A 23,471-nucleotide genomic window follows, 5' to 3' on the forward strand; every position below is an offset into this window, starting at 1 on the left:
TTGAAATTCGGGGGCCGTCGGCATGCCCGGCCTCTACTGTCGGGCGCATGGAGATCACCGTCTGCCGGGCCGCCGATGTGGCGCTGCTCGACCAGTACATTCCTTCGCCCGGCGCCACCTCGTTCCACGCCCGGCGCTTCACGCGGCAGGAGGCGGGGGAGACCACATACCTCGTCGCCTGGCTGGACGGGCGGCCCGTCGGGCACGCGGAGATGCGCTGGACCGGAAACGAGGACCCCCAGGTGCTGACCGCGAGTACCGGCTGTCCGGAGATCGGCGCGCTGGGAGTCTGGCCCGAGGAACTCCGTTCGCGCGGGATCGGCTCCGTCCTGATCGGCGCGGCGGAGGAACTCGCCCGGGAGCGGGGTCTGTTGGTCGTCGGGGTGGGCGTGGCGGAGGACAACCGGCGCGCGGCCGCCCTCTACACGCGCCTCGGCTACCGGCCTCTGCTCGGCTACATCGCCCGCTGGTCGTACGAGGGTCGCGACGGCGTGATCCACGAGTATGCCGAACCCTGCACCTTCCTGACCAAGAAGCTGTAGCGGCCCGCTCATGCGCAACGAATGGGCACGCACTCCCGATGAACGCAACGAACTTGCACAGACGCGCAAGGTTGCTGCATTTCGCCTGCGAAGTCATGCCCCGTAGGGTCATGCCCTGTACGTGGCGTGGCAGGGACCCCGCTCGGTGGGTTCCTGCTCGCGCGGGGATGCCGCCGGTCCCCGCCGCCCTGACCGCAGTGACGAAGGAGTCAGCGCGTGCTCGATCAAGGCGCACCCCCGCAGGACCGCACCACGAACGCTCCACCGTCCCCGGGCGTCGGCGCGCGCCTCATGCGTCGCAAGCCCGTGGAACGCCTGGTCGCAGAGGGCGGCCAGGGTGAGGGAGGGGCCCTGCGCCGCTCCCTCGGGCTCTGGCAGCTCACCATGATCAGTATTGGTGCCACCCTCGGCACCGGTATCTTCGTGGTTCTCGGCCAGGCCGTGCCCAAGGCCGGTCCCGCCGTCACCCTGTCCTTCGTGATCGCCGGTCTGACCGCGCTCTTCTCGGCCCTCTCGTACGCCGAGCTGGCGGGCAGCATCCCGGTCGCCGGGTCCTCGTACTCGTATGCATACGCAACCATGGGTGAGCTGATCGCCTGGATCTGCGGCTGGTGTCTGGTCCTCGAGTACGGCGTCTCGGTCGCCGCCGTGGCCGTCGGCTGGGGCGAGTACCTCAACGAACTGCTCGACGGGACCATAGGCGTCACCATCCCGGACGCGCTGTCCGCCCCGCCCGGCGACGGCGGCATCTTCAACCTGCCCGCGCTGATCGTGGTCCTGCTGGCCATGGCGTTCCTGCTGGGCGGTGCGAGGGAGTCCGCCCGCGCCAACACGATCATGGTCTGTGTGAAGATCGCCGCGCTGGTGCTGTTCTGCGCCATCGGCGTCCAGGGCTTCAGGTCCGGGAACTACGAGCACTTCATGCCGCTCGGCATGGCGGGCGTGAGCGCCGCCGGTGCCACGCTCTTCTTCTCCTACATCGGTTTCGACGCCGCCTCCACCGCGGGTGAAGAGGCCAAGAACGCCCAGCGCGACCTGCCGCGGGCCATCATGCTGTCGCTCGTGATCGTCACCGCGCTGTACGTCCTCGTCGCCGCCGTCGCCGTCGGCGCCAGGCCCTGGCGCCGGTTCAACGACTCGGAGGCCGCACTCGCCGCGATCATGCGCGACGTCACCGGCCAGTCCTTCTGGGGCACCCTGCTCGCCGCCTGCGCCGTCATCGCCATCGCGAGCGTCGTGCTGACCGTGCTCTACGGCCAGACCCGCATCCTCTTCGCGATGTCCCGGGACGGGCTGGTCCCCAAGGTGTTCGGCAAGGTCCACCCGAAGACCGGCGCGCCCCGCGCGGGCACGGTCATCGTCTCCCTGTTCTGCGGGGTCCTCGCCGCCGCGATCCCGCTCGGCCAGCTCGCCGACGCCACCAGCATCGGCACGCTCTTCGCCTTCGCCCTGGTCAACGTCGCCGTCGTGGTGCTGCGCCGGACCCGGCCCGACATGCCCCGCACCTTCCGGGTGCCGCTCTCCCCGGTCCTGCCCGCCGTGGGCTTCGCCTTCTGCGTCTGGATGATGGGCAGCCTCTCCGCCGTCACCTGGGTGGTCTTCGGGGTCTGGATGGCGGTCGGGCTCGTGTTCTACTTCGGGTACGGCTATCGCCGCTCCCGCCTTGCCACGCGAGAAGAACTCGCGACTCCAGAAGTACTCGCGACTCCAGAGAAGTGAACCACCAGCAGTGCTGAACGATCTCGACGAACGCATCGTGCACGCCCTCGCCGAGGACGCCCGCCGCTCCTACGCGGACATCGGGCAGCTCGTCGGCCTGTCCGCGCCCGCCGTGAAGCGGCGCGTGGACAGGCTGCGCGCCACCGGCGCCATCACCGGCTTCACCGTACGCGTGGACCCGGGGGCGCTCGGCTGGGAGACCGAGGGGTTCGTCGAGATCTACTGCCGGCACAACACCTCGCCGGAAGTCATCCGGCGGGGGCTGGAGCGCTACCAGGAGGTCGTGGCCGCCTCCACGGTCACCGGTGACGCGGACGCGATCGTGCAGGTCTTCGCCTCCGACATGCGCCACTTCGAGCGGGTCCTGGAGCGCATCGCGGGGGAGCCCTTCGTCGAGCGCACCAAGTCCGTGCTGGTGCTGTCGCCGCTGCTGCGCCGCTTCTCGTCGGGGTCACCGACATAATCACCGGACGGGATCGCCGCACGCGCCTACCATCGGTGCCATGACCTGGCGACATTGATCCACCAGCCGTGCCTCCCGAGGACCGCCTCGGACGCCGTACCTCCGGCATCCGATCCGTCCCTGCGGGAAGGCCTCATGACACTCTCACCTGCGCGCGTGCCCGTCACCGCCGGCGTCCGCCGGCTCACGGCCGCGCTGTACGGCTACGCGTTCCTCGACGACTTCGTCCTGCTCTACCCGGTGTACGCGCTGCTGTTCAGCGACACCGGTCTGTCCGTCTGGCAGATCTCCTCCCTCTTCGCCCTCTGGTCCCTCACCGGCGTCGTGCTGGAGGTGCCCTCCGGCGCCTGGGCCGACGCCGTCTCCCGGCGGCGGCTGCTCCGGCTCGGCCCGCTGCTCACCGCGGCCGGCTTCACCCTGTGGGTGCTCACCCCGTCGTACTGGGCCTTCGCCCTCGGCTTCGTGCTGTGGGGCGCCCGCGGAGCACTCGGCTCCGGAGCGCTGGAGGCCCTGGTGTACGAGGAACTGGAACGGCTCGGTGAGGCCGAGCGGTACGCCAGGATCATGGGCCGGGCACGGGCTGCCGGACATGTCGCGATCATGGCGGCCATGGCGCTCGCCGGACCCGTGTTCGCCTGGGGCGGCTACCCCGCCGTAGGAGCGGCGAGCGTGCTGGCCTGCCTGGCGAGCGCCGCGACGGCGACGCGCTTCCCGGAGGACCGGGCACTGCCGAAGGCCGACGCGGAGGACTGGTCCACGACCCTGAGGGAGGGGCTCGCCGCGGTCCGCCGCGACCGGTCGCTGCGCGGAGCCCTGCTGCTCGTCCCGGCGGTGGGAGCCGTGTGGGAAGCGCTCGACGAGTACACGCCGCTGCTGGTGCGGGACACCGGCGTGGCGGAGAGGGCAGTCCCGTATCTGCTGCTGCTGATCTGGGCGGGAGCGACCGCCGGTGGCCTGCTGGCCGGGCCCTGGGAACGCATGGGCACGGCCGGACTGGCGGCGGTCCTCGCGGCGGCCGCCCTCGCCATGGCCGTGGGCGCCGCGGCCCGTACCCCGGGCGCCCTGGTCCTGCTGGCCCTCGCCTTCGGCGGCTTCCAGCTGGCGACCGTACTGGCCGACGTCCGCCTCCAGCAGCGCATCGACGACGCCCGCCGGGCCACCCTGACCTCGGTCGCGGGCCTGGGCAGCGACCTGGCCACGGTCGCGGCGTACGGCGTCTACGCGGCGATCGAGACGAGAGCCGCGCACAGCACCGCGTTCGCCCTGTTCGCGGTGGCTTATCTGGTGACGGCGATGCTGCTGGTGCTCAAGTGGCCATTGCGGTCCCGGCGGAGCTTCCCGTAGGTTGTGCGGCGTCGTTACCGACGGGTAGCACTGGCGAGTAACTCCGGGGGAGGGAGCATGCGCCGGCTCATCGGCCGTCCCAGCACGGTACGGGCCCGAATCGTCGCGCTCGCGTTCGCTCCCGTGCTGGCGCTGCTGGTGCTGTGGAGCTTCGCCATGGTCTCCGTCACCGGCGAGCTGCGCGCGCTCGTCCGGGTGCAGGGGGTCTACGAGGAGTTCGGCACCCCCGTCGACACGGCGATCGGGCAGATCCAGATCGAACGGCGGCTGTCCGCCGCGTACTTGGGCACGGACAGCCGTACGCCGCCCGTCGCCGGCCTGCTGGAACAGCAGCGCCGTACGGACCGGGCGGTGGACGCCATGCGCGAGGCGATCCGCTCCGGGGACCGCGACGAGCTCTCCGACCGGCAGCGTCAGGCGCTGGACGCCATGGTCACGACCGCCGGCCGGCTGGAGGGGCTGCGGGAGCGGGTGCTGTCCCGGGACATCTCCTGGGACCTGGCGGTGAGCGAGTACAGCGCGCTGGTGGAACCCGGCTTCGACGTCGAGTCGACGCTCACCGCCCTGCAGGCCGGGCAGCTCGCGCGGGAGGCCCAGGTCGTCGTCGAGCTGGTCCGGGTACGGGAGTTCGTCTCGCGGGAGGACGCCCTGGTCGCCGGAGCGCGGGCCGCCGGGACCCTGACCGACCGGCAGTACGACACGCTCACGGCGACCGTCGAGGACCGACGGGTCTTCGAGCGGACGTATGTTCCCGACCTGCCGGGCGACTCGCGGGCGCTGTTCGAGGGGTTCCAGCACGGGCAGCTGCACCGAAAGCTGGTGACGAGTGAGGACGCGCTGTTGCGGGCCGGAGCGGCCGGCGCCGGGGACGCCGTCGCGGCCGACTCCTGGCGTTCCACCACCGACCGGGCGGTCAAGCAGTACATGCGGCTGTGCACCCGGTCCGCCATGAACTCCGCCGGACGCGGGCGGGAGTTCGCCCACCGCGAGCTGGCCAGGGCCGCCGTGGTCGGGGTGGTCGGGCTGGCCGCCGTAGGGCTGTCGTTGTGGTTCGCGGTGCGGGGTGCGCGGCGGATCTCGCGGCGGCTCGAATCGCTGCGGGATGCCGCCGATCTGCTGGCCACCAGCCAACTGCCCGACGTCATGGCCAGGTTGAGTGCCGGCGAGGACGTGGACGCGGTCACCGAGGCGCCGCCGCTCGCGGACGGGGAGGCGGGCGCCGACGAGATCGGCGACGTGGGTCGGTCCTTCAACTCCGCGCGTCTCGCCGCGGTCGAGGCGGCCGTGCAGCAGGCGAACCTGCGCCGCGGGCTCTCCGCGGTGCTGCTCAACATCGCCCGCCGCAACCAATCGCTCGTGCACCGGCAGCTGAAGCTGGTCGACACCCTGGAGCGGCGCACGGACGACCCTGACGTGCTGGAACAGCTCTTCCGCATCGACCATCTCACCACCCGGATGCGGCGCCACGCCGAGAACCTGATCGTCCTGTCCGGCTCGGCGCCCGGCCGCAGATGGCGGCGCCCCGTGCCCGTCGCCGACGTCGTCGCCTCAGCGGTCGGCGAGATCGAGGCGTACGCCCGGGTCGAGGTGCCGCCGATGGCCCCGGTGGGCGTCGCTGCGGACGCCGTCGCCGACGTCGTTCATCTGATCGCCGAGCTCGTCGAGAACGCCACGGTGTTCTCGCCGCCGGACACCCGTGTGACCATGCGCACCGCACGGGCCGACGGCGGCTTCGTCCTGCAGATCGACGACCGGGGGCTCGGGTTCGACGCCGGGCAGCTGGCGGAGGCGGAACGGACGATCAGGAATCCCGCCGGTTTCGATCCGACCCGGCACGACCGGCTCGGGCTGTACGTCGTGGGGCGCCTCGCCGCCCGGCACGGGATCGAGGTGGCGTTCGGCCCGTCGCCGTACGGCGGGACGACGGCGATGGTGACCCTGCCGGAGGGGGTGCTGGCGGAAGAGGATGTGGCGGCGCGGGCGTCAGTGCCGTGAGCGACGAGCACTGGTACGAGGACGAGACGGGGGCGATGGTTCGGCCGTACACCGTCACGCGGGGGCGGACCCGGCCGTCCGAACGACACCCGATCGATCTGATGTCGCAGGTCAGCGCCGTGCACAGCGAGCTGCGGCCGGGTGTCGACCATGTCGGTGCCGCCCTGCTCGCGCTCGTGCGCCACGGGCCCCGGCCCGTCGTCGAGCTTGCCGCGGACGCGGATCTGCCGCTGACGGTGGTGCGGGTGCTGTTGGGTGATCTGGCCGAGGCCGGGCTTGTGCGGGTCGATGCGCCGCGGCGCGTGCCTGCGGGCGGGCCCGCGGGTGATCCTGCGTTGCTGCGGGAGATCATCGAGCGGTTGCGGGAGCTTTAGCGCGGGGCGGGATCGTCGGTTGTCCGCGGGTGCGTCGTGGCTGATCGCGCCCCGCGGCGGAGCCGCTGATGTCACAGCCCCGCGCCCGCTCGGGGCACGCAACGAATCGCCGTCTGACCGGCCTCGTACGCAACGAACTGCTTACCGGCGCGCAACGGCTCCTTCTTGCTGGGCCCAGCCCCGCGACCGTACCGTCTAAATGGCCCCAGAACCCCTCCGTACCGCTGAGGAACACGCATGCGTACCGCCCTGCTCCAGAGCTCCGGTCGTCCCGGGTCCGTTGCCGAGAACCTCAAGGTGCTCGACGCGGCTGCCGGGCGGGCCGCTGCCGCGGGTGCCCTGCTGCTGGCCGCGCCGGAGATGTTCCTGACCGGGTACGCGATCGGCGACGACATCGGCCGGCTCGCCGAGCCCGCCGACGGCGACTCCGCCGACGCGATCGCCGACATCGCCGGGCGGCACGGGCTCGCGATCGCGTACGGGTATCCGGAGCGGGACGGCGAGACCGTCTTCAACTCCGCGCAGATGATCTCCGCCGAGGGCATCCGCCTCGCGAACTACCGCAAGACCCACCTCTTCGGCTGCTTCGAGCGCGACCACTTCACGCCGGGCGGGCAGCCGGTCGTCCAGGCCGAGCTCGGCGGGCTCACCGTCGGCCTCATGATCTGCTACGACGTCGAGTTCCCGGAGAACGTCCGCGCCCACGCCCTGGCCGGCACCGACCTCCTCGTCGTCCCGACGGCCCAGATGCACCCGTTCCAGTTCGTCGCCGAGTCGATGATCCCGGTCCGGGCCTGGGAGAACCAGCTGTACGTCGCGTACGTCAACCGGGTCGGTCAGGAAGGGGAGTTCGACTTCGTCGGGCTCTCCGCGCTGGCCGGTCCCGACGGGGTCGCCCGTGCCCGCGCCGGACGCGGCGAGGAGCTGGTGTTCGCGGACGCCGACCCCGCCTTCCTCGCCGCCTCCCGCGAGGCGAACCCATATCTGAAGGACCGCCGCCCCGGCCTCTACGGGTCCCTCGTCTGAACCCCTCACCCCGTACCCGAACTTTCTGTCTTTCCGTGCAAGGAGTCCGTACCCCATGACGTCCACCGTGCCCAACGCCGTCGAGCACGCAGACGAGCAGCAGCTGCCGCCGATCACCATGTTCGGCCCGGACTTCCCTTACGCGTACGACGACTTCCTCGCCCATCCCGCGGGTCTCGGCCAGATACCGGCGACCGAGCACGGCGCCGAGGTCGCGGTCATCGGCGGCGGACTGTCCGGCATCGTGGCCGCCTACGAGCTGATGAAGATGGGCCTCAAGCCGGTCGTGTACGAGGCCGACCGGATCGGCGGGCGTCTGAGGACCGTGGGGTTCGAGGGCTGCGACCCGTCCCTCACCGCCGAGATGGGCGCGATGCGCTTCCCGCCGTCCTCGACCGCGCTTCAGCACTACATCGACCTGGTGGGACTGGAGACCCGGCCCTTCCCCAACCCCCTTGCGGAGGCGACCCCTTCGACCGTCGTCGACCTCAAGGGGGAGTCGCACTACGCCGAGACGGTCGAGGACCTGCCGCAGGTCTACCGCGATGTCGCCGAGGCCTGGAACAGGTGCCTCGAAGAGGGCGCCGACTTCTCCGACATGAACCGTGCCCTGCGCGAGCGTGACGTGCCGCGCATCCGCGAGATCTGGGCGAAGCTGGTCGAGAAGCTGGACAACCAGACCTTCTACGGCTTCCTCTGCGACTCCGAGGCCTTCAAGTCCTTCCGCCACCGCGAGATCTTCGGACAGGTCGGCTTCGGTACGGGCGGCTGGGACACCGACTTCCCCAACTCCATCCTGGAGATCCTGCGGGTCGTCTACACGGAGGCCGACGACCACCACCGCGGCATCGTCGGCGGCAGCCAGCAGCTCCCGCTGCGGCTCTGGGAGCGCGAGCCCGAGAAGATCGTCCACTGGCCCTACGGGACGTCCCTGAAGTCCCTGCACGTGGACGGCGAGCCCCGCCCGGCCGTGACCCGGCTGCACCGCACGGCGGGCAACCGGATCACCGTGACCGACGCGAACGGCGACATCCGCACCTACCGGGCGGCGATCTTCACCGCCCAGTCCTGGATGCTGCTGTCGAAGATCGCCTGCGACGACTCGCTCTTCCCGATCGACCACTGGACGGCGATCGAGCGCACCCACTACATGGAGAGCTCGAAGCTCTTCGTCCCGGTCGACCGGCCCTTCTGGCTCGACAAGGACGAGGAGACAGGCCGGGACGTCATGTCGATGACGCTCACCGACCGCATGACCCGCGGCACCTACCTGCTGGACGACGGCCCGGACAAGCCCGCCGTCATCTGCCTCTCCTACACCTGGTGCGACGACAGCCTGAAGTGGCTGCCGCTGTCCGCGAACGAGCGGATGGAGGTCATGCTGAAGTCGCTCGGCGAGATCTACCCGAAGGTCGACATCAGGAAGCACATCATCGGCAGCCCGGTGACCGTCTCCTGGGAGAACGAGCCCTACTTCATGGGCGCGTTCAAGGCCAACCTGCCCGGCCACTACCGCTACCAGCGGCGCCTGTTCACGCACTTCATGCAGGACCGGCTGCCCGAGGACAAGCGGGGCATCTTCCTCGCGGGTGACGACATCTCCTGGACGGCCGGCTGGGCCGAGGGCGCGATCCAGACCGCGCTGAACGCGGTCTGGGGCGTCATGCACCACTTCGGCGGCGAGACCGACGCGGCCAACCCGGGGCCGGGCGACGTGTACGACGAGATCGCGCCGGTCGAGCTGCCGGAGGACTAGAGACCGGCGGCGCGCACGGACTCGTAGAGCTCGGCGGCCACGTCCTTCAGCTCCTGGGCGTCCCGCGCGCCGCCCTGGAGCTCGAAGAAGAACTCGTCGAGGCCGCTTTCGGCATGGGCGGCGAGATCCTCGACGAGCTGGGCGACGCTGCCCTGGAACGGGGAGCGGTCGTCCCCGTCGTACGCCTTGGGCGTGTACCGGGCGTTCACCCGGACCACCGTCTCGATCGGCGCGGTGCGGCCGCGCTCGGCCGCCAGGTCCTGCAACTGACGCCACTGCGCGGCCAGTTGCCCGGCCCCCATGGCGATCGGCATCCAGCCGTCGGCGCGGTCGACGAGCCGGGTCATCGCCTTCCTGCTGTTGGTGGGCAGCAGGATCGGGATGGGACGGGCGGGCTTGGGGCCGACCACGGCCGAGGCGATCTTGGTGATCCGGCCCTCGTACTTCACCGGGTCCGGGCCCCACACCGCCCGGCAGACGTCGATGATCTCGTCCAGGACCCGGCCCCGCTCCTCGAAGGGCGCCACGCCCGCGGCCGCGTACTCGTCGAGCGACCAGCCGGTGCCGAGGCCCGCCAGCACCCGGCCGCCGCTCGCCGCATCCAGCGTGGCGAGCGACTTGGCCAGCTGGAAGGGGTTGTGCAGCGGGGCCACCAGGATGCTCGTGCCGAGCCGGGCCTGCTCGGTCGCCGCGGCCGCCAGGGTCAGCGTCACCAGCGGGTCCGGCACGCCCCGGTACACGTCGGGCCACGGCAGGCCCTCGACGCCGTACAGACCCTGGGTCGCGGGTTCGGGGAAGAGGGCACGCTCATAGACCCACAGGCTCTGGTAGCCGATCTGTTCGGCGGTGCGTGCCACGTCGGGCACATCGCGTCCGATGTCGTACTGCCGCGCCTGAGGAAGGCTCAGTCCCAGCCGAATGGCCATACGTCCGCTCCTTTGCGTCAGTTCAACACTCAACCTAACTCGGGAGTGGCGTCAGCAGCATGCGTCCCGCGAAGCCCACCGCCGCGTCGAGGCGCTCGGTGAACTCCGCGGCGACCTCGGGCAGTCCGCGCAGCGCCCACAGCGCCCGCGCCGCGGTCCAGGTGGCGTCCCGGGCGCGCTCGAGACTCCATGCGCCGAGCAGATGGGTGAGCGGGTCGGCGATCTGGAGCAGGTCCGGGCCCGGCATCAGCTCTTCGCGGATGCGCTCCTCCAGCGAGACGAGGAGGTCGCCCACGCGGTCGAACTCGTCCTCCAGCTCGGCCGGTTCGCAGTCCAACGTACGGCAACTGTCCACGACGGCGAGCGCCAGATCGTGGCCGATGTGCGCATTGATGCCCGCCAGCGCGAACTGCAGCGGTCGTACTCCCGGATGGCGGCGGAGCTGGAACAGCGGCCGCCAGCAGGCCGGCGGGTGCCGCTCGGCGGTGACCGCGTCGACGGCGGCGAGATAGCGCTCGGCGAACCGTACGTCCAGCGTGGTCGCCGCCCGCGCGTCCGCGAACCGATGGGCGTCGATGCTCCGGTCGACGGCCTCCGTGACGGCGAGGTAGACGCGGTTGAAGACCGCGACACCGTCCCGTTCGGGCAGGGCCGCGTCGAGGGCGCGCATCCGGGAGACGACTGCGTCTACAGAAGTGGTGAACTGTTCCAATTGCGCCATGGGGGAAGGGTCCCAGTCCTAGGCTGACGGAGGTGTCGGCGGGCCCGGCGCTTCCCCAGAACGGGGGAACGGAGTGGGGGGAGCAGCACCGTGTCAGGCTTACGCGCGCAGCGGCTGGCCGCACGCAGGGCCGAACGCAGACGGGCCCACCGGCGCGGCGCCATGGTCGCGGTGGCCTCCGTGGTGGTCGCCGTCGGCACCGCGACCGGCATGATGTCGGCGCTCGACGACGGACGCGGCACGCGGCAGGCGAAGCCGGAGGTGACCAGTTCGCCGCGGCTCCAGCAGGTGCCGGTGGTGCCCTCCGCGTCGGCCACGGCCACCAAGTCCGCGCCCCCGAAGCCGAGTTCGTCCCCGAAGGCCAGTCCGTCGCCCACCAGGACGGAGCAGAAGCGGCAGCCCGCCACGGTGTCCGCCCGCCTCTACCGCCACTCCGACTCGAAGGTGCTCGACTGGGTCCGCGCCCATCCGGACGACCCGCGCACACCGGTCATCGAGTCCCGTATCGCCGACCAGCCGGCCGCCGTGTGGTTCGCCGACTACACACCGGCGACCATCGCCTCCCGCGTCCGCGCGGTCACCTCGGACGCCGCGGCGCAGGGCCGGGTGCCCGTCGTCGTGCCGTACGCGATACCCGGCCGCGACTGCGGGGGCGCCTCCAGGGGCGGGGCGCCCGACCTCGCCGCGTACGACGCCTGGATCGACAGCTTCGCGGCGGGGCTCGGCTCCGGCGAGGTCGTCGTCGTCCTGGAGCCCGACTCCATAGCCCAGTCCGACTGCCTCTCCGACCGCGCCCGCGCCGACCGCTTCGCCTCACTGGCCCGCGCCGGCCGCGTCCTGAAGGCCGCGGACCCGAAGGCCCGGGTCTACTACGACGCCGGGCACTCCGGCTGGCACCCGGCCGCGCAACAGGCGGCGCTGCTGAAGCAGGCGGGCGCCGCCTCGGCCGTGTCCTCCGACGGGATCTTCAGCAACGTCTCCAACTTCCACACGACACCCGACGAGATCGCCTACGACCGTCAGGTCCTCGCCGCCCTCGGCGGCCCCGCGGGTCTTGGCGCCGTCATCGACACCAGCCGCAACGGCAACGGCGCCCCGGCCGACGGCGAGTGGTGCGACCCGGCGGGCCGCAGGATCGGCCGGACGCCGACGCTCAGCACCGGCGAGGCGCGCATCGACGCCTATCTGTGGGTGAAGCTGCCGGGGGAGTCGGACGGCTGCAACGGGGCCCCGGGCGCGTTCAGCCCGTCGTACGCCTACGACTTGGCCTCGTCGTAGCAGGACGTGCCCTCGCACGCCGAGATCCACGGTGGGGTCTCTCTTTCCCTGCGCATGAAGACGGTCCGGACCATTGTCACGGCCACCTGGCGCCTCTACGCTCGCACGGTCCTTCTCATGAACTGCGTTCACATTCCTGACCCTTCGTTCGATGGATCGGAGTGCTCGATGAGTGGAAGATCCCGTGCCGCCGTCCTGCTGGCCGCGGTGGTGACCCTCGCATCCGTCCTCGTCCCCTCCGCCCACGCGGCACCCAGGGCTCCCGACACCGCCGTCCTCGACGGCGCCCGGCTGCAGCGGACGAAACTCCTCCTGGATCAAGGAGATCCCCAACTGCACCGGGCCTTGGGGGAGTTGACGGCTCGTGCCGACAACTGGCTGACCCAGGGCCCGTGGACGGTCGTCGACAAACCCAGACCGGCACCCGGCGGCGACCGCCACGACTATCTGAGCCAGGCCCCCTACTGGTGGCCCACCCGGGCCCCGACGGCCGACAACCCGTGGGGCTGCCCGTACGTTCAGAGGGACGGACAGCGCAACCCCGAGGTCGACTCCGGCACCGACCGGCAGGACGTCGAGAAGGTCTTCGACTCGACGTACGACCTGTCCCTGGCCTGGTACTACACCGGCAGGCGCGCATACGCCGAGAAGGCGGCCCAGGTCCTGCGCACCTGGTTCCTCGACCCGTCCACGCGCATGAACCCCCACCTCGCCCACGCCCAGTTCATCCCGTGCAAGTACGACGGCCGGGCCATCGGCATCATCGACTTCTCGCAGTCGTACACCAGCGTCGTCGACGCCCTCGCGATCCTCGGCACGGGCGCCCCCGGCTGGACGAAGGCCGACCGGACGGGGATGGCGCAGTGGAACGCCGACTTCCTCGGCTGGCTGAAGAACAGCGCCTTCGGCAAGGAGGAGCGTGCGGCGGCCAACAACCACGGCACCTTCTACGACATGCAGCTCGCCGCCCTCGCCTACGCGACCGGCGACCGGGCGCTGGCCCGGCGAACCGTCGTCGACGCGCGCACCAAACGCATTGACGCGCAGATCGCGGCCGACGGCAGCCAGCCGCAGGAGCTCGCCCGGACGCGGAGCTGGCACTACTCGACCTTCGACCTGGTCGCGTACACGCGGCTCGCGGCGATCGGCCGGGACGTCGGCGTGAACCTGTGGGCCCATCAGGGCCCGGACGGGCAGGGCCTGTTCAAGGCCGTCGACTACCTCCTGCCCGCCGCCACCGGCTCCACCGCATGGCCGCACCCGGAGCTGGAGTTCCACCGCTACGCGGCGAGCGACGTCGTACACGCGGCGGCGGACGCGGGCGACAAAGCCGCGCAGCAGGCCGTCCCGAAGCTGGACGCACCGCCCGGCGGTGACCTCTGGGCGCTGCGCCCGGCGGCCGAGCAGCTGGACTCGATAGCGGGCTGACCAGGGTCTTCCCGGCGGCCCTTCCGGCCGGGGCTCCTGAGCATCCGCTTAGGATGGAGCGTCCCCACCGCTTCGTCCCCTTGCTCAGGAGCCCCACCCGTGACCGCCGAAGCCACGATCGCCCCCGTCCTCTCGCACGGCCGGCTGATCCCCGTCACCGTCCACTTCGACGACCTGGACGCTCTCGGCCTGCTCCACAACGCCCGCTACCCGCTGATGGTCGAGCGGGCCTGGGCCGAGCTGTTCCAGGAGTACGGGTTCAGCTTCGAGGGCGACTGGGCCGCGGCGGGGGACGCATGCAACGCGGTCAAGGAACTCCGGATCAGCTACGAGGCCCCGGTCACCCGGCCGGGCCCCTACGCCGTCCACCTCTGGCTGGAACGGCTCGGCACCACCGGACTGACCTACGGCTTCCGGTTCTGCTCCGCGGACGGCTCGGTGACCTACGCGCACGGCATCCGGGTGCTGGTCCGGCTCGACCCCGAGACGATGCGCCCCGCGCCGTGGAGCGAGCGGTTCAGGGCCGCGGGTCGGGAACTGCTGCGCTCGGACGGCTGACCTCCGAGCGGCTGCGGTCGCCGGTGCGCAGGACGCCCGCGAAGGCCGCAAGACCGCAGGCCAGAACGGTCACCAGCACGAACGACACCACCAGGCTCGTCGCCTGCGCCACCCCGCCGATGAGGCTGGGTGCGACCAGGCCCGAGGTGTACGTGATGGTTGCGACGCCCGCGATGGCCTGACTCGGGTTCGGGCCGCTGCGACCCGCCGCCGCGAAGCACAGCGGCACGACCACCGCGATGCCGAGGCCGAGCAGCGCGAAACCGCCCATCGCCACGGCCGGATGGCCCGCGACGACGATCAGCAGCCCGCCCAGGACCGCCAGTGCGCCGCCCGCCCGCACGGTGCGGACCGCGCCGAAGCGGTCGACCACCACGTCACCCACGAGCCGGGCCACCGCCATGGTGAGCATGAAACCGGTCGTGCACGCGGCGGCGAGGCCCGCCGAGGTGTCGAGCTGGTCGCGCAGATAGACCGCCGACCAGTCCAGACTGGCGCCCTCGGCGAACACCGCGCAGAAACCGACGGTGCCGATCAGCAGCGCGGACTTCGGCGGCAGCGCGAACCTCGGCGGCGGCTCCTCGTCCTCGGTGGCCTGTACGTCGAGCACCCAGCGGCAGGCCAGCACGCCGAGCAGGGTGAGGGTGGCCGCCGCCAGCGCGAAGTGCAGGCGCGCGTCCGAACCGAGGTGTGCGGCGAGAGTGCCCGCCGCCGAGCCGATCAGCGCACCCGCGCTCCACATGCCGTGCAGGCTCGACATGATCGACCTGTCGAGCAGCCGCTCCACCTCGACACCGAGCGCGTTCATCGCGACGTCGGCCATGCCCGCGCTCGCCCCGTAGGTGAACATCGCCAGACACAGCGTGAGCATGTTCGGCGCGAGCGACGGCAGGACGAGGGACAGCGTCCACAGCGCGATCAGGCCGCGCAGCGCCGTACGGCTGCCGAAGCGGTGAGTGATCCGCCCGGCCAGCGGCATGGAGCAGGACGCGCCGAACGCGGTGAAGGCGAGGGCGAAGCCGAGCTGGCCCGCACTCAGCGAGGCATGGTCCTGGACCCACGGCACGCGGGTCGCGAACGAACCGGTGACAGCCCCGTGCACGGTGAACACGGCGGCCACGGCGTACCGGCTCCGCCTCACCTCGCGCAGGTCGTAGACCACGTCGCCCATTGTCGGCCCCACCCTCTCCCGCACGGTTCCCCTCGGCGTCGCGTAAACTATCAGGAACCCTGCCTGATAGATAGGGGATTTACGGCCGCCCCGGGCGCTCGCTTGCCTCGTCCGACCGGCCCCGCCGATCTGGAAGGATCCCGGCATGCCCGCATCCCCCAGCACCGCCCGGGCCATCAACGACCGGCTCGCCCTGCGTCTGCTGCAACAGGAGGGCCCGTTGACGGCAGGCCAGTTGAAGCAGCTGACCGGTCTGTCCCGGCCGTCGGTCGCCGACCTGGTGGAGCGCCTCACCGCGTCCGGCCTGATCACCGTGGTCGGGGAGGCGGGGGAGCAGCGGCGCGGACCGAACGCGAAGCTGTACGGGATCGTCGCCGACCGCGCGCATCTCGCCGCCCTGGACGTCCGTACCGAGGGCGTGGCCGTGGTCGTCTCCGACCTGCTCGGCCGGGTGCTCGCCGAGGCGTCCCTGCCGATCGGCGGCGACACGGGAACGGGCCCGGCGGTGGAACAGGCGGTCGCGCTGGTCGAGCGGGTGGCGAAGGAGGCCGGCGCCGACCGGCTCCACACCGTCGGGATCGGAGCCCCCGGCCTGATCGACCCGTCCACCGGAGAACTCCGCGACTCCTCGGGCCTGCCCGAGTGGCACCGCCGTCTGGTCGCCGCCCTTCAGGAGCGCCTTCCCGAGGCCCGTGTCAGCGTCGAGAACGAGACCAACCTCGCGGCACTCGCCGAGCAGCGCGACGGCGCGGCCCGGGACCGCGACACCTTCGTCCTGCTGTGGCTCGGACACGGCACCGGCGCGGCCGTGGTCCTGGACGGCACCCTGCGCCGCGGCGCCTCCGGCGGCACGGGGGAGATCGGCTTCCTGCCCGTCCCGGGCACCACCGCCCTGCCTTCGGCGACGGACTGCGAGGGGGGCTTCCACTCCCTGGCTGGCTCGGCGGCGATCGTGTCCCTGGCGCGCGAACACGGCCTGACGGCGCAGGACCCGGGACATGAGCCGGTTGCCGCGGGGGTGGTGCGGGCGGCGGTGGGGTTGCTTTCGGAGGCCGAGGGGGCGGTCGGGCCCGCGTCGGCCGGAGGCGGCGAGCGCGCCGGGGAGACCGGTGACACCAGGGGCGCAGCGCCGACGCGTGACGGCGTCCGCGGCCCCGATGTCCCCTCCGCCGGCCGTTTCCTCGACGCCCTCGCCGATCGGCTTGCCGTAGGGGTCGCCTCCGTGGTGGCGGTCCTCGACCCCGGTTGCCTCGTCCTGGGCGGTGAGGTCGGCCAGGCCGGCGGCGACGAACTCGCCGCCCGCGTGGCCGAACGGGTCCGCCGTATGTCCCCGCTGCCCACCGAGGTCCGCGCGAGTGCCCTCGGCGGCAGTGCCGTACTCCGCGGAGCCCTGCTCACCGCGCGGGAGCGTGCCCAGGACGAGTTGTTCGCGCCGCCCGGCCGGTAGTCCGCGTGGTGCTGCGTGTCTCCTGGGTGATGGGCGATGGGCTCGGGTGCCGCGAAGGTGGAGGTCTCTGCCGCCGGTCACGGCAGTGCTGCGCCGTACTCCGCGGAGCGCTGCTCACCACGCCGCGAGCGCGAGGTTCGTCCCCGCGAAGTCCCGCAGCAGATGGTCGTCGCTGGGCGGGCGCAGCGAGACCCAGGCCCCCGCGGCTCCGGTCGCGTCGGCTCATCCGTGGTGGTCGGCGAGGTACTCCTCGAACGTGCCCTTGCCGACGGCGTGTTCCGGTGCGAGGTGTCCACCACTGCGGAACGCCCGGTACGCCCTGCCCCACAGCGGCACGTTCACCACCGCCCGCCGCCGCCCGGTCGCCTTCAGATACGCCCGCGCCAGCGACTCGAACGTCCGGATCTCCGGCCCGCCCATGTCCTCGACCCGTCCGGCGGGAGCACCGGCGGCCAGTTCGGCCAGCCGTTCCGCGACCTCCGCCACCTCGACCGGCTGGTCGCTCACATGCCCTGGCAGCACCATGACCGGCAGCTTCGCCAGTGCCTTGAAGACCATCACGAGCAGGTCGTGGAACTGGGTCGCACGCAGCACGGTCCAGCCGAGCCCCGACTCCTCGATCAGCTTCTCGACGGCGAACTTGGTCCGGTAGTACGGATACGGCACCCGGTCCACGCCGACGATCGAGATGTAGAGCAGGTGCCCCACCCCGGCCCGCCGCGCCGCCGCGACCAGGTTCCCGGCCGCCTTCTCGTCACCGCCGGTCTGCGTCGTCGCACAGTGCACGATCGTGTCCACGCCCGCGACCGCCGCATCCAGTCCGGGACCGCCCTCGCGCAGATCGACGGCGTACGGCCGGCTGTGACGACTGAGCACCCGCACCTCGTGCCCTTCCGCACGCAGCCGCTCGGTGACGAGCCGGCCGAGGCTTCCGGTGCCGCCGGTCACCAGGATCGTGGTCATGCTGTTCAGCCCCTTCGGACGCCGGGCGCCCCGGGGTGGAGCGCCCTGTGTCAGCTGAGACCGGGCAGCCGCGTGGAATGTGACATGCCACTACGCCGCCCGCGTGAGCTGCCGGCGCGCGAAGCCCAGCTTGTCCGGGTTCACCACCACCCGCACATGCGAGATCCGGCCGTCCCGCACCTCGAACGCCACCATGCCGACCAGCGTGTCGCCCGCCCACGCGGCCAGCCCCGTCTCGCCGTTGACCTCGGCCGCCGTGAAGTCCAGCCCGGCTGCGAACCGCTCGGCGCCGCCCACCGAGAGCCGCGCCACCTTGTCCAGCCCCACGACCGGCCGCCGGGCCGCGCTGACCTTGCCGCCGCCGTCGCTCGACCAGACCACGTCCGCGGTCAGCAGCTTCTCCAGCCCGGCCAGATCACCGTCCCGGGCCGCCGTGAGGAACGACCTGACCAGTTCCTCCTGCCGCTCGGGCGCCGGCTCGAAACGGGGCCGCTCCTCGCCCACCCGCTGCACCGCCCGGCGGTACAGCTGACGGCAGTTGGCCTCGCTCAGGTCCAGTACACCGGCGATCTCGCGGTGGCCGTACCCGAACGCCTCCCGCAGCACGTACACCGCGCGCTCGGTCGGACTGAGCCGCTCCAGCAGGATCAGCATCGCCATCGACACGGCATCGCGCTGCTCGGCCGACTCCAGGGGGCCGAGCGTGCCGTCCGAGGTGATCACGGGCTCGGGCAGCCAGGTTCCGGCGTAGTGCTCGCGCCGGGCGCGGGCCGAGGTCAGACGGGTGAGACAGAGGTTGGTGACGACCTTGGCCAGCCAGGCCGCCGGGTACTCGATGCCCGTGCGGTCGGCCCCGCTGAAGCGCAGATAGGCGTCCTGTACCGCGTCCTCGGCCTCGTCGGCCGAGCCCAGCATGCGGTAGGCGAGGCCGAACAGCCGTGGGCGGTGCGTCTCGAACTCGTCGGCGGTCGCGCTGCTCATGCGCACCACCCTGCCAGAGCCCGTGCGCGGGGGAGTTGAGAGGCCCGGCGGTGGGCAAGGGCCGTCGTCACCACCGCCGGACCGGTCTGCGAAGATCCGAAAAGGACTAGACCAAAGGGTCCACCAGGTGGGCCGGGTTGAGAAGTCCATCGACAGCGCCTGTGAGCCAACCCACACCGTTCGCCCGTATGGACCTCGATCAGGCGTGGCACACTGGCCCTGTACCAGAAGCAGCGCACTCCGGGGTCGGTGAAAGTCCGAACCGGCGGTTACAGTCCGCGACCCGACCGCTTCCAGCGGCCGGTTGACCAGGTGAAATTCCTGGACCGACGGTTAAAGTCCGGATGGGAGGCAGTGCGCGGCGGGCGGGCATCCACGTATGCGCGCCGCCGTATCTGGGCTCGTCCTCGGGGCGGGTCCCGTCCGGCGCCGCACCCGGTGTCCTCGCTCGTTCATTCTGTCGTCATCGACAGGCCCCGGAGTCCGTGCCCGAAGAGGCAGGAGGACCCGGGAAGTGTTCACCGGAATCGTCGAAGAGCTGGGCGAGGTCACGGCCGTCGAAAACCTCGGCGACGCCTCCCGCTTCCGGCTGCGCGGCCCCGTCGTCACCGATGGCGCAAAGCACGGCGACTCCATCGCCGTGAACGGCGTCTGTCTCACCGTCGTCGAGCACGAGGGCGACGAGTTCACCGCCGACGTCATGGCGGAGACCCTCGACCGCTCCAGCCTCGGCGCCCTCGGCGTCGGCTCCCGCGTCAACCTGGAACGCCCCATGGCCGTGGGCGCCCGCCTCGGCGGCCACATCGTCCAGGGCCATGTCGACGGCACGGGCCAGGTGCTGGAGCGCAAGCCCTCCGAGCACTGGGAGATCATCAAGATCTCCCTCCCCGCGGAGCTGACCCGCTACGTCGTGGAGAAGGGCTCCATCACGGTCGACGGCATCAGCCTCACCGTGGTCGACGCCGGCCCGGACTACTTCACGGTCAGCCTCATCCCCACCACCCTCGCCCTGACCACGCTCGGCATCAAGCAGCCCGGCGACCCGGTCAACCTCGAGGTGGACGTCGTCGCCAAGTACGTCGAGCGCCTGCTCGGGGCCGGTCAGGGGGCGGACCGGTGAACTGGCTGAACTCGCAGGCCTTCACCCTCCTCGGCCAGCGCATCATCTGGTCGGACATGATCGGCAACATCCTCGGCCTGATCACCCTGGCCCTCGGCTGGCGCCGGTCCCTGCTGACCTGGCCGGTCCAGTTCCTCTCCGGCCTGGTCCTGTTCATCGCCTTCTACGGCCATCTCGCCGGCAGCGCAGGCAAGCAGGTCGTCGTCATGGTCGTGGCGCTGTACGGCTGGTGGCAGTGGAACCGCAACAAGGGGCAGGCGGAGGACGGTCACATAGCCCCGCGCTTCGCCACCTGGCGCGAGCGCGGCGCGATGATCGCCGCCGCGGCGGTCGGCACGGTCGCCGTCGCCCTGCTCTTCAAGGCCTACCCGTCCCTTTCCTGGGACCCCTGGCCGGACGCCTACATCTTCGTCGGCACCATCGTCGCCATGTACGCCCAGGCCCGCGGCATGACCGAGTTCTGGATCGCCTGGCTCCTGGTCGACCTGGTCGGCGTCCCCCTCAACTTCGCCAACGGCTACGCCTTCTCCGGCTTCGTCTACGTCATCTACGGCGCACTCGTCCTGTGGGGCATGCGCGACTGGTGGCTGCGCTCCCGCAGGGCGTCGCAGCCCGTCCTGGAAGGAGCGCCGGCATGACCACGGCACCGATCCTGTACAGCACCGACGGCATCGAGGACTGGTCGCTCGACCCGGTCGAGCAGGCCATCGCCGACATCGCGGCCGGCCGTCCGGTCGTGGTCGTCGACGACGAGGACCGCGAGAACGAGGGCGACCTCGTCATCGCCGCCGAGAAGGCCACCCCCGAGATCGTCGCCTTCATGATGAGCGAGTGCCGCGGCCTGATCTGCGCGCCCATGGAGGCCGACGAGCTGGAGCGGCTGAAGCTCCCGCAGATGGTCGAGGACAACACCGAGTCGATGAAGACCGCGTTCACGGTCTCCGTGGACGCCTCCGCCGCGCACGGCGTGACCACCGGCATCTCCGCCTCCGACCGCGCCACCACCCTCCAGCTGCTGGCGAGCGGAGAGACCCACGCCGACGACTTCGTCCGCCCCGGTCACATCTTCCCGCTGCGCGCCAGGTCCGGCGGTGTGCTCGTACGCAACGGCCACACCGAGGCCGCCGTGGACCTCGCCCGCCTCGCGGGACTGCGCCCGGCCGGCGCGATCGTCGAGATCGCCGGCGAGGACGGCCGCATGCTGCGGCTGCCCGAGCTGATCCCCTTCGCACGCAAGCACGGCCTGACGATCATCTCCATCGAGGACCTGATCGCCTACCGCCGCAGCTCCGAGCCCACCGTCCGCCGCGAGGCCGAGACCCAACTGCCCACGGCCCACGGCGAGTTCACGGCCTACGGCTACCGCTCCACCGTCGACGGCGTCGAGCACGTCGCCCTCGTCCACGGCGAGATCGGCGACGGCGAGGACGTCCTGGTCCGTGTGCACTCCGAGTGCCTGACCGGCGACATCTTCTCCTCCCTGCGCTGCGACTGCGGCCCCCAGCTGGACGCCTCCCTTGAGCGCATCCAGGCAGAGGGCAGGGGAGTGGTCGTCTATCTGCGCGGCCACGAGGGACGCGGCATCGGCCTGCTGTCCAAGCTGCGGGCGTACGAGCTCCAGGAGCGCGGTCGCGACACCCTCGACGCCAACCTGGAGCTCGGCCTGCCGGCCGACGCCCGGGACTACGGCGCGGGCGCGCAGATCCTGGAGGACCTCGGGGTCACGAGCGTTCGCCTGATGACCAACAACCCCGACAAGACCGACGCGCTCGTCCGCCACGGCCTCAAGGTCACCGGCCGCGAGCCGATGCCCGTACAGGCGGGCGAGCACAACCTCCGCTACCTGCGCACCAAGCGGGACCGGATGGGACACGACCTGCCCTGGCTGGACACCCCCGTGTCCACCTGCAGCAACCAGTAAGACCAGAGCACACCGAGGAGACACGAGAACGTGAGCGGCAAGGGCGCACCGGAGCTTTCCGTACGCAATGTGGGTGACCTGCGGGTCGCCGTCATCGCGGCACAGTGGCACGAAAAGGTGATGGACGGCCTGGTGGACGGCGCCCTGCGCGCCCTGCACGACCTCGGCATCGACGAGCCGACCCTGCTCCGGGTCCCCGGCAGCTGGGAGCTCCCGGTGGTCGCCAAGGTTCTCGCGGGCCGTGGCTACGACGCGATCGTCGCCCTGGGTGTCGTCATCCGCGGCGGCACCCCGCACTTCGAGTACGTGTGCCAGGGCGTGACCCAGGGCCTCACCCAGGTCTCCGTCGAGACCGGCGTCCCCGTCGGCTTCGGCGTCCTCACCTGCGACACCGAGGAGCAGGCCCTGGACCGGGCCGGCATCGAGGGCTCCAACGAGGACAAGGGGCACGAGGCGGTGACCGCGGCGGTGGCGACCGCGGCGACCCTCCGCTCAGTATCTGAACCGTGGCACTGAGGTATGCGGGGTTTGGCATAGGCTGAGCGTCACCATGTCCAATAAGACGTTCGAGGAGCTCTTCACCGAGCTCCAGCACAAGGCCGCCACCGGCGACCCCGCCACTTCCCGTACCGCCGAGCTGGTAGGCAAGGGCGTCCATGCCATCGGCAAGAAGGTCGTCGAAGAGGCCGCCGAGGTCTGGATGGCCGCCGAGTACGAGGGCAAGGAAGCGGCCGCCGAGGAGATCTCGCAGCTGCTGTACCACGTCCAGGTGATGATGGTCGCCCGCGGCATCTCCCTGGACGACGTCTACGCCCACCTCTGAGCCGTCACAGCCGCAAGAGACCCCGCACACATCTCCGTACGCACGAACAAAGGAAGCCGACCTCATGCTGCGCATCGCCGTCCCCAACAAGGGTTCCCTGTCAGGCCCTGCGGCGGAGATGCTGCATGAGGCCGGCTACCAGCAGCGCCGGGAGTCCAAGGAGCTCAGGATCGTCGACCCGTCCAACGAGGTCGAGTTCTTCTACCTGCGCCCGCGCGACATCGCGATCTACGTCTCCTCCGGCCGCCTCGACATCGGCATCACCGGCCGCGACCTGCTGGTCGACTCCGGTGCCAACGCCGAGGAGATCCTCCCGCTCGGGTTCGCCCGCTCCACCTTCCGCTACGCCACCAAGCCGGGCACGGCGAAGGGCGTCGAGGACCTGAACGGCATGACGGTCGCCACCTCCTACGAGGGCATCGTCGCCAAGCACCTCGCCGACAACGGCGTCGACGCCTCCGTCGTGCACCTCGACGGGGCCGTCGAGACCGCCATCGAGCTGGGCGTCGCCGAGGTCATCGCGGACGTCGTCGAGACCGGCACCAGCCTGCGCAACGCGGGTCTGGAGGTCATCGGCGAGCCGATCATGAAGTCCGAGGCCGTCGTCATCCGCCGCACCGGCGAGAACGGCGAGGAGCCCAAGGTCCAGCAGTTCCTGCGCCGTCTGCAGGGCGTCCTGGTGGCGCGGACGTACGTGATGATGGACTACGACTGCCGCGCCGAGCACCTGGAAGAAGCGGTCGCCATCACCCCCGGCCTGGAAGGGCCGACCGTCTCGCCGCTGCACAACGAGGGCTGGGTCGCCGTCCGCGCCATGGTGCCCGCCAAGGACGCCCAGCGGATCATGGACGACCTGTACGCCATCGGCGCCCGGGCCATCCTGACCACGGCCATCCACGCCTGCCGTCTCTGAGA

General features: G+C 71.3%; 23 protein-coding genes and 1 riboswitch. Of the genes, 18 read left to right on the forward strand and 5 right to left on the reverse strand.

Annotated elements, in window-relative coordinates; genetic code table 11:
- Positions 1-47: 47 nt before the first annotated feature.
- The 8 genes from ABT254_RS10835 (at position 48) to ABT254_RS10870 (ending at position 9,219) form a co-directional block, all read left to right on the forward strand.
- Complete coding sequence (locus ABT254_RS10835; protein ID WP_351466692.1) at positions 48-542, forward strand: GNAT family N-acetyltransferase; 495 nt, start codon at positions 48-50, stop codon at positions 540-542.
- A 216-nt stretch (positions 543-758) separates the two neighbouring features.
- On the forward strand, positions 759-2,261 hold the full coding sequence (locus ABT254_RS10840; RefSeq protein ID WP_351466695.1) for an amino acid permease: 1,503 nt from the start codon (positions 759-761) through the stop codon (positions 2,259-2,261).
- 10 nt (positions 2,262-2,271) lie between these two features.
- Positions 2,272-2,724, forward strand: a complete 453-nt coding sequence (locus tag ABT254_RS10845; RefSeq protein ID WP_030946804.1) for an Lrp/AsnC family transcriptional regulator — start codon at positions 2,272-2,274, stop codon at positions 2,722-2,724.
- A gap of 135 nt (positions 2,725-2,859) precedes the next feature.
- Positions 2,860-4,068, forward strand: a complete 1,209-nt coding sequence (locus ABT254_RS10850; RefSeq protein WP_351466699.1) for an MFS transporter — start codon at positions 2,860-2,862, stop codon at positions 4,066-4,068.
- A gap of 57 nt (positions 4,069-4,125) precedes the next feature.
- On the forward strand, positions 4,126-6,063 hold the full coding sequence (locus ABT254_RS10855) for a sensor histidine kinase (RefSeq protein WP_351466702.1): 1,938 nt from the start codon (positions 4,126-4,128) through the stop codon (positions 6,061-6,063).
- Positions 6,060-6,437: a DUF742 domain-containing protein gene (locus tag ABT254_RS10860; protein WP_351466705.1), complete on the forward strand. Its 378-nt coding sequence runs from the start codon at positions 6,060-6,062 to the stop codon at positions 6,435-6,437. The genes ABT254_RS10855 and ABT254_RS10860 overlap by 4 nt, the downstream gene beginning before the upstream one ends.
- 237 nt (positions 6,438-6,674) lie before the next feature.
- Complete coding sequence (locus ABT254_RS10865; RefSeq protein WP_351466708.1) at positions 6,675-7,463, forward strand: carbon-nitrogen hydrolase family protein; 789 nt, start codon at positions 6,675-6,677, stop codon at positions 7,461-7,463.
- A 55-nt stretch (positions 7,464-7,518) separates the two neighbouring features.
- Entirely contained in the window at positions 7,519-9,219 is a 1,701-nt protein-coding gene (locus tag ABT254_RS10870) for a flavin monoamine oxidase family protein (protein WP_351466711.1), read from the forward strand.
- Here ABT254_RS10870 and ABT254_RS10875 read toward each other — a convergent pair.
- Positions 9,216-10,145 carry an LLM class F420-dependent oxidoreductase gene (locus ABT254_RS10875; RefSeq protein WP_351466714.1) on the reverse strand — a complete coding sequence of 310 codons (930 nt, stop codon included), beginning with the start codon at positions 10,143-10,145 and terminating at the stop codon, positions 9,216-9,218. The two genes, ABT254_RS10870 and ABT254_RS10875, sit on opposite strands and share 4 nt — an antisense overlap.
- 34 nt (positions 10,146-10,179) lie before the next feature.
- Positions 10,180-10,866, reverse strand: a complete 687-nt coding sequence (locus ABT254_RS10880) for a DUF5995 family protein (protein ID WP_351466717.1) — start codon at positions 10,864-10,866, stop codon at positions 10,180-10,182.
- A 162-nt stretch (positions 10,867-11,028) separates the two neighbouring features.
- Here ABT254_RS10880 and ABT254_RS10885 point away from each other — a divergent pair, with 162 nt between their 5' ends.
- The 3 genes from ABT254_RS10885 (at position 11,029) to ABT254_RS10895 (ending at position 14,130) form a co-directional block, all read left to right on the forward strand.
- Positions 11,029-12,144 carry a glycoside hydrolase family 6 protein gene (locus tag ABT254_RS10885; protein WP_351466906.1) on the forward strand — a complete coding sequence of 372 codons (1,116 nt, stop codon included), beginning with the start codon at positions 11,029-11,031 and terminating at the stop codon, positions 12,142-12,144.
- Between the two features lie 168 nt (positions 12,145-12,312).
- Complete coding sequence (locus tag ABT254_RS10890) at positions 12,313-13,572, forward strand: alginate lyase family protein (protein WP_351466720.1); 1,260 nt, start codon at positions 12,313-12,315, stop codon at positions 13,570-13,572.
- Positions 13,573-13,671: 99 nt separating this feature from the next.
- A complete protein-coding gene (locus ABT254_RS10895) occupies positions 13,672-14,130 on the forward strand; it encodes an acyl-CoA thioesterase (protein WP_351466723.1) in 459 nt (152 codons plus the stop codon).
- Here the strand turns inward: ABT254_RS10895 and ABT254_RS10900 are convergent.
- Positions 14,090-15,301 carry an MFS transporter gene (locus tag ABT254_RS10900; RefSeq protein ID WP_351466726.1) on the reverse strand — a complete coding sequence of 404 codons (1,212 nt, stop codon included), beginning with the start codon at positions 15,299-15,301 and terminating at the stop codon, positions 14,090-14,092. The two genes, ABT254_RS10895 and ABT254_RS10900, sit on opposite strands and share 41 nt — an antisense overlap.
- A gap of 145 nt (positions 15,302-15,446) precedes the next feature.
- On the opposite strand from ABT254_RS10900, the gene ABT254_RS10905 reads away from it, so the two are divergent.
- Positions 15,447-16,748, forward strand: coding sequence for an ROK family transcriptional regulator (locus ABT254_RS10905; RefSeq protein ID WP_351466729.1), 1,302 nt, complete (start codon positions 15,447-15,449; stop codon positions 16,746-16,748).
- Positions 16,749-16,970: 222 nt separating this feature from the next.
- Here ABT254_RS10905 and ABT254_RS10910 read toward each other — a convergent pair whose 3' ends face one another.
- Positions 16,971-17,711 (reverse strand): SDR family oxidoreductase, encoded by a 741-nt coding sequence (locus ABT254_RS10910; protein WP_351466731.1) that lies wholly within the window; start codon positions 17,709-17,711, stop codon positions 16,971-16,973.
- Positions 17,712-17,801: 90 nt separating this feature from the next.
- The gene (locus ABT254_RS10915; protein WP_351466734.1) at positions 17,802-18,692 is read right to left on the reverse strand and encodes an RNA polymerase sigma-70 factor; all 891 of its coding nucleotides are present in this window, start codon (positions 18,690-18,692) and stop codon (positions 17,802-17,804) included.
- A gap of 231 nt (positions 18,693-18,923) precedes the next feature.
- A riboswitch (FMN riboswitch) is annotated at positions 18,924-19,054 on the forward strand.
- A gap of 152 nt (positions 19,055-19,206) precedes the next feature.
- On the opposite strand from ABT254_RS10915, the gene ABT254_RS10920 reads away from it, so the two are divergent.
- The 6 genes from ABT254_RS10920 to hisG all read left to right on the forward strand — a co-directional run bounded on the left by ABT254_RS10920 (position 19,207) and on the right by hisG (position 23,469).
- Positions 19,207-19,812 (forward strand): riboflavin synthase, encoded by a 606-nt coding sequence (locus ABT254_RS10920; protein WP_351466737.1) that lies wholly within the window; start codon positions 19,207-19,209, stop codon positions 19,810-19,812.
- Complete coding sequence (pnuC, locus tag ABT254_RS10925; RefSeq protein ID WP_351466740.1) at positions 19,809-20,450, forward strand: nicotinamide riboside transporter PnuC; 642 nt, start codon at positions 19,809-19,811, stop codon at positions 20,448-20,450. The genes ABT254_RS10920 and pnuC overlap by 4 nt, the downstream gene beginning before the upstream one ends.
- Positions 20,447-21,733, forward strand: a complete 1,287-nt coding sequence (locus tag ABT254_RS10930) for a bifunctional 3,4-dihydroxy-2-butanone-4-phosphate synthase/GTP cyclohydrolase II (RefSeq protein ID WP_351466742.1) — start codon at positions 20,447-20,449, stop codon at positions 21,731-21,733. Before pnuC ends, ABT254_RS10930 begins: the two co-directional genes overlap by 4 nt.
- A gap of 30 nt (positions 21,734-21,763) precedes the next feature.
- Positions 21,764-22,249, forward strand: a complete 486-nt coding sequence (gene ribH / locus ABT254_RS10935; RefSeq protein ID WP_030946752.1) for a 6,7-dimethyl-8-ribityllumazine synthase — start codon at positions 21,764-21,766, stop codon at positions 22,247-22,249.
- A gap of 34 nt (positions 22,250-22,283) precedes the next feature.
- Entirely contained in the window at positions 22,284-22,556 is a 273-nt protein-coding gene (locus ABT254_RS10940) for a phosphoribosyl-ATP diphosphatase (RefSeq protein WP_006378313.1), read from the forward strand.
- Positions 22,557-22,620: 64 nt separating this feature from the next.
- A complete protein-coding gene (hisG, locus tag ABT254_RS10945; RefSeq protein ID WP_351466745.1) occupies positions 22,621-23,469 on the forward strand; it encodes an ATP phosphoribosyltransferase in 849 nt (282 codons plus the stop codon).
- The last annotated feature ends 2 nt before the right edge of the window (positions 23,470-23,471 follow it).

Origin of the sequence: Streptomyces sp. NPDC001137, assembly GCF_040298885.1 — a bacterium.
Taxonomy (GTDB): Bacteria; Actinomycetota; Actinomycetes; order Streptomycetales; family Streptomycetaceae; genus Streptomyces.

Coding starts and splice junctions, on each gene's coding strand:
- ABT254_RS10835 (WP_351466692.1), top strand. CDS start 48: ATGGAGATCACCGTCTGCCGGGCCGCCGATGTGGCGCTGCTCGACCAG.
- ABT254_RS10850 (WP_351466699.1), top strand. CDS start 2,860: ATGACACTCTCACCTGCGCGCGTGCCCGTCACCGCCGGCGTCCGCCGG.
- ABT254_RS10855 (WP_351466702.1), top strand. CDS start 4,126: ATGCGCCGGCTCATCGGCCGTCCCAGCACGGTACGGGCCCGAATCGTC.
- ABT254_RS10865 (WP_351466708.1), top strand. CDS start 6,675: ATGCGTACCGCCCTGCTCCAGAGCTCCGGTCGTCCCGGGTCCGTTGCC.
- ABT254_RS10870 (WP_351466711.1), top strand. CDS start 7,519: ATGACGTCCACCGTGCCCAACGCCGTCGAGCACGCAGACGAGCAGCAG.
- ABT254_RS10875 (WP_351466714.1), bottom strand. CDS start 10,145: ATGGCCATTCGGCTGGGACTGAGCCTTCCTCAGGCGCGGCAGTACGAC.
- ABT254_RS10880 (WP_351466717.1), bottom strand. CDS start 10,866: ATGGCGCAATTGGAACAGTTCACCACTTCTGTAGACGCAGTCGTCTCC.
- ABT254_RS10885 (WP_351466906.1), top strand. CDS start 11,029: ATGGTCGCGGTGGCCTCCGTGGTGGTCGCCGTCGGCACCGCGACCGGC.
- ABT254_RS10890 (WP_351466720.1), top strand. CDS start 12,313: ATGAGTGGAAGATCCCGTGCCGCCGTCCTGCTGGCCGCGGTGGTGACC.
- ABT254_RS10900 (WP_351466726.1), bottom strand. CDS start 15,301: ATGGGCGACGTGGTCTACGACCTGCGCGAGGTGAGGCGGAGCCGGTAC.
- ABT254_RS10905 (WP_351466729.1), top strand. CDS start 15,447: ATGCCCGCATCCCCCAGCACCGCCCGGGCCATCAACGACCGGCTCGCC.
- ABT254_RS10910 (WP_351466731.1), bottom strand. CDS start 17,711: ATGACCACGATCCTGGTGACCGGCGGCACCGGAAGCCTCGGCCGGCTC.
- ABT254_RS10915 (WP_351466734.1), bottom strand. CDS start 18,692: ATGAGCAGCGCGACCGCCGACGAGTTCGAGACGCACCGCCCACGGCTG.
- ABT254_RS10930 (WP_351466742.1), top strand. CDS start 20,447: ATGACCACGGCACCGATCCTGTACAGCACCGACGGCATCGAGGACTGG.
- ABT254_RS10940 (WP_006378313.1), top strand. CDS start 22,284: ATGTCCAATAAGACGTTCGAGGAGCTCTTCACCGAGCTCCAGCACAAG.
- hisG (WP_351466745.1), top strand. CDS start 22,621: ATGCTGCGCATCGCCGTCCCCAACAAGGGTTCCCTGTCAGGCCCTGCG.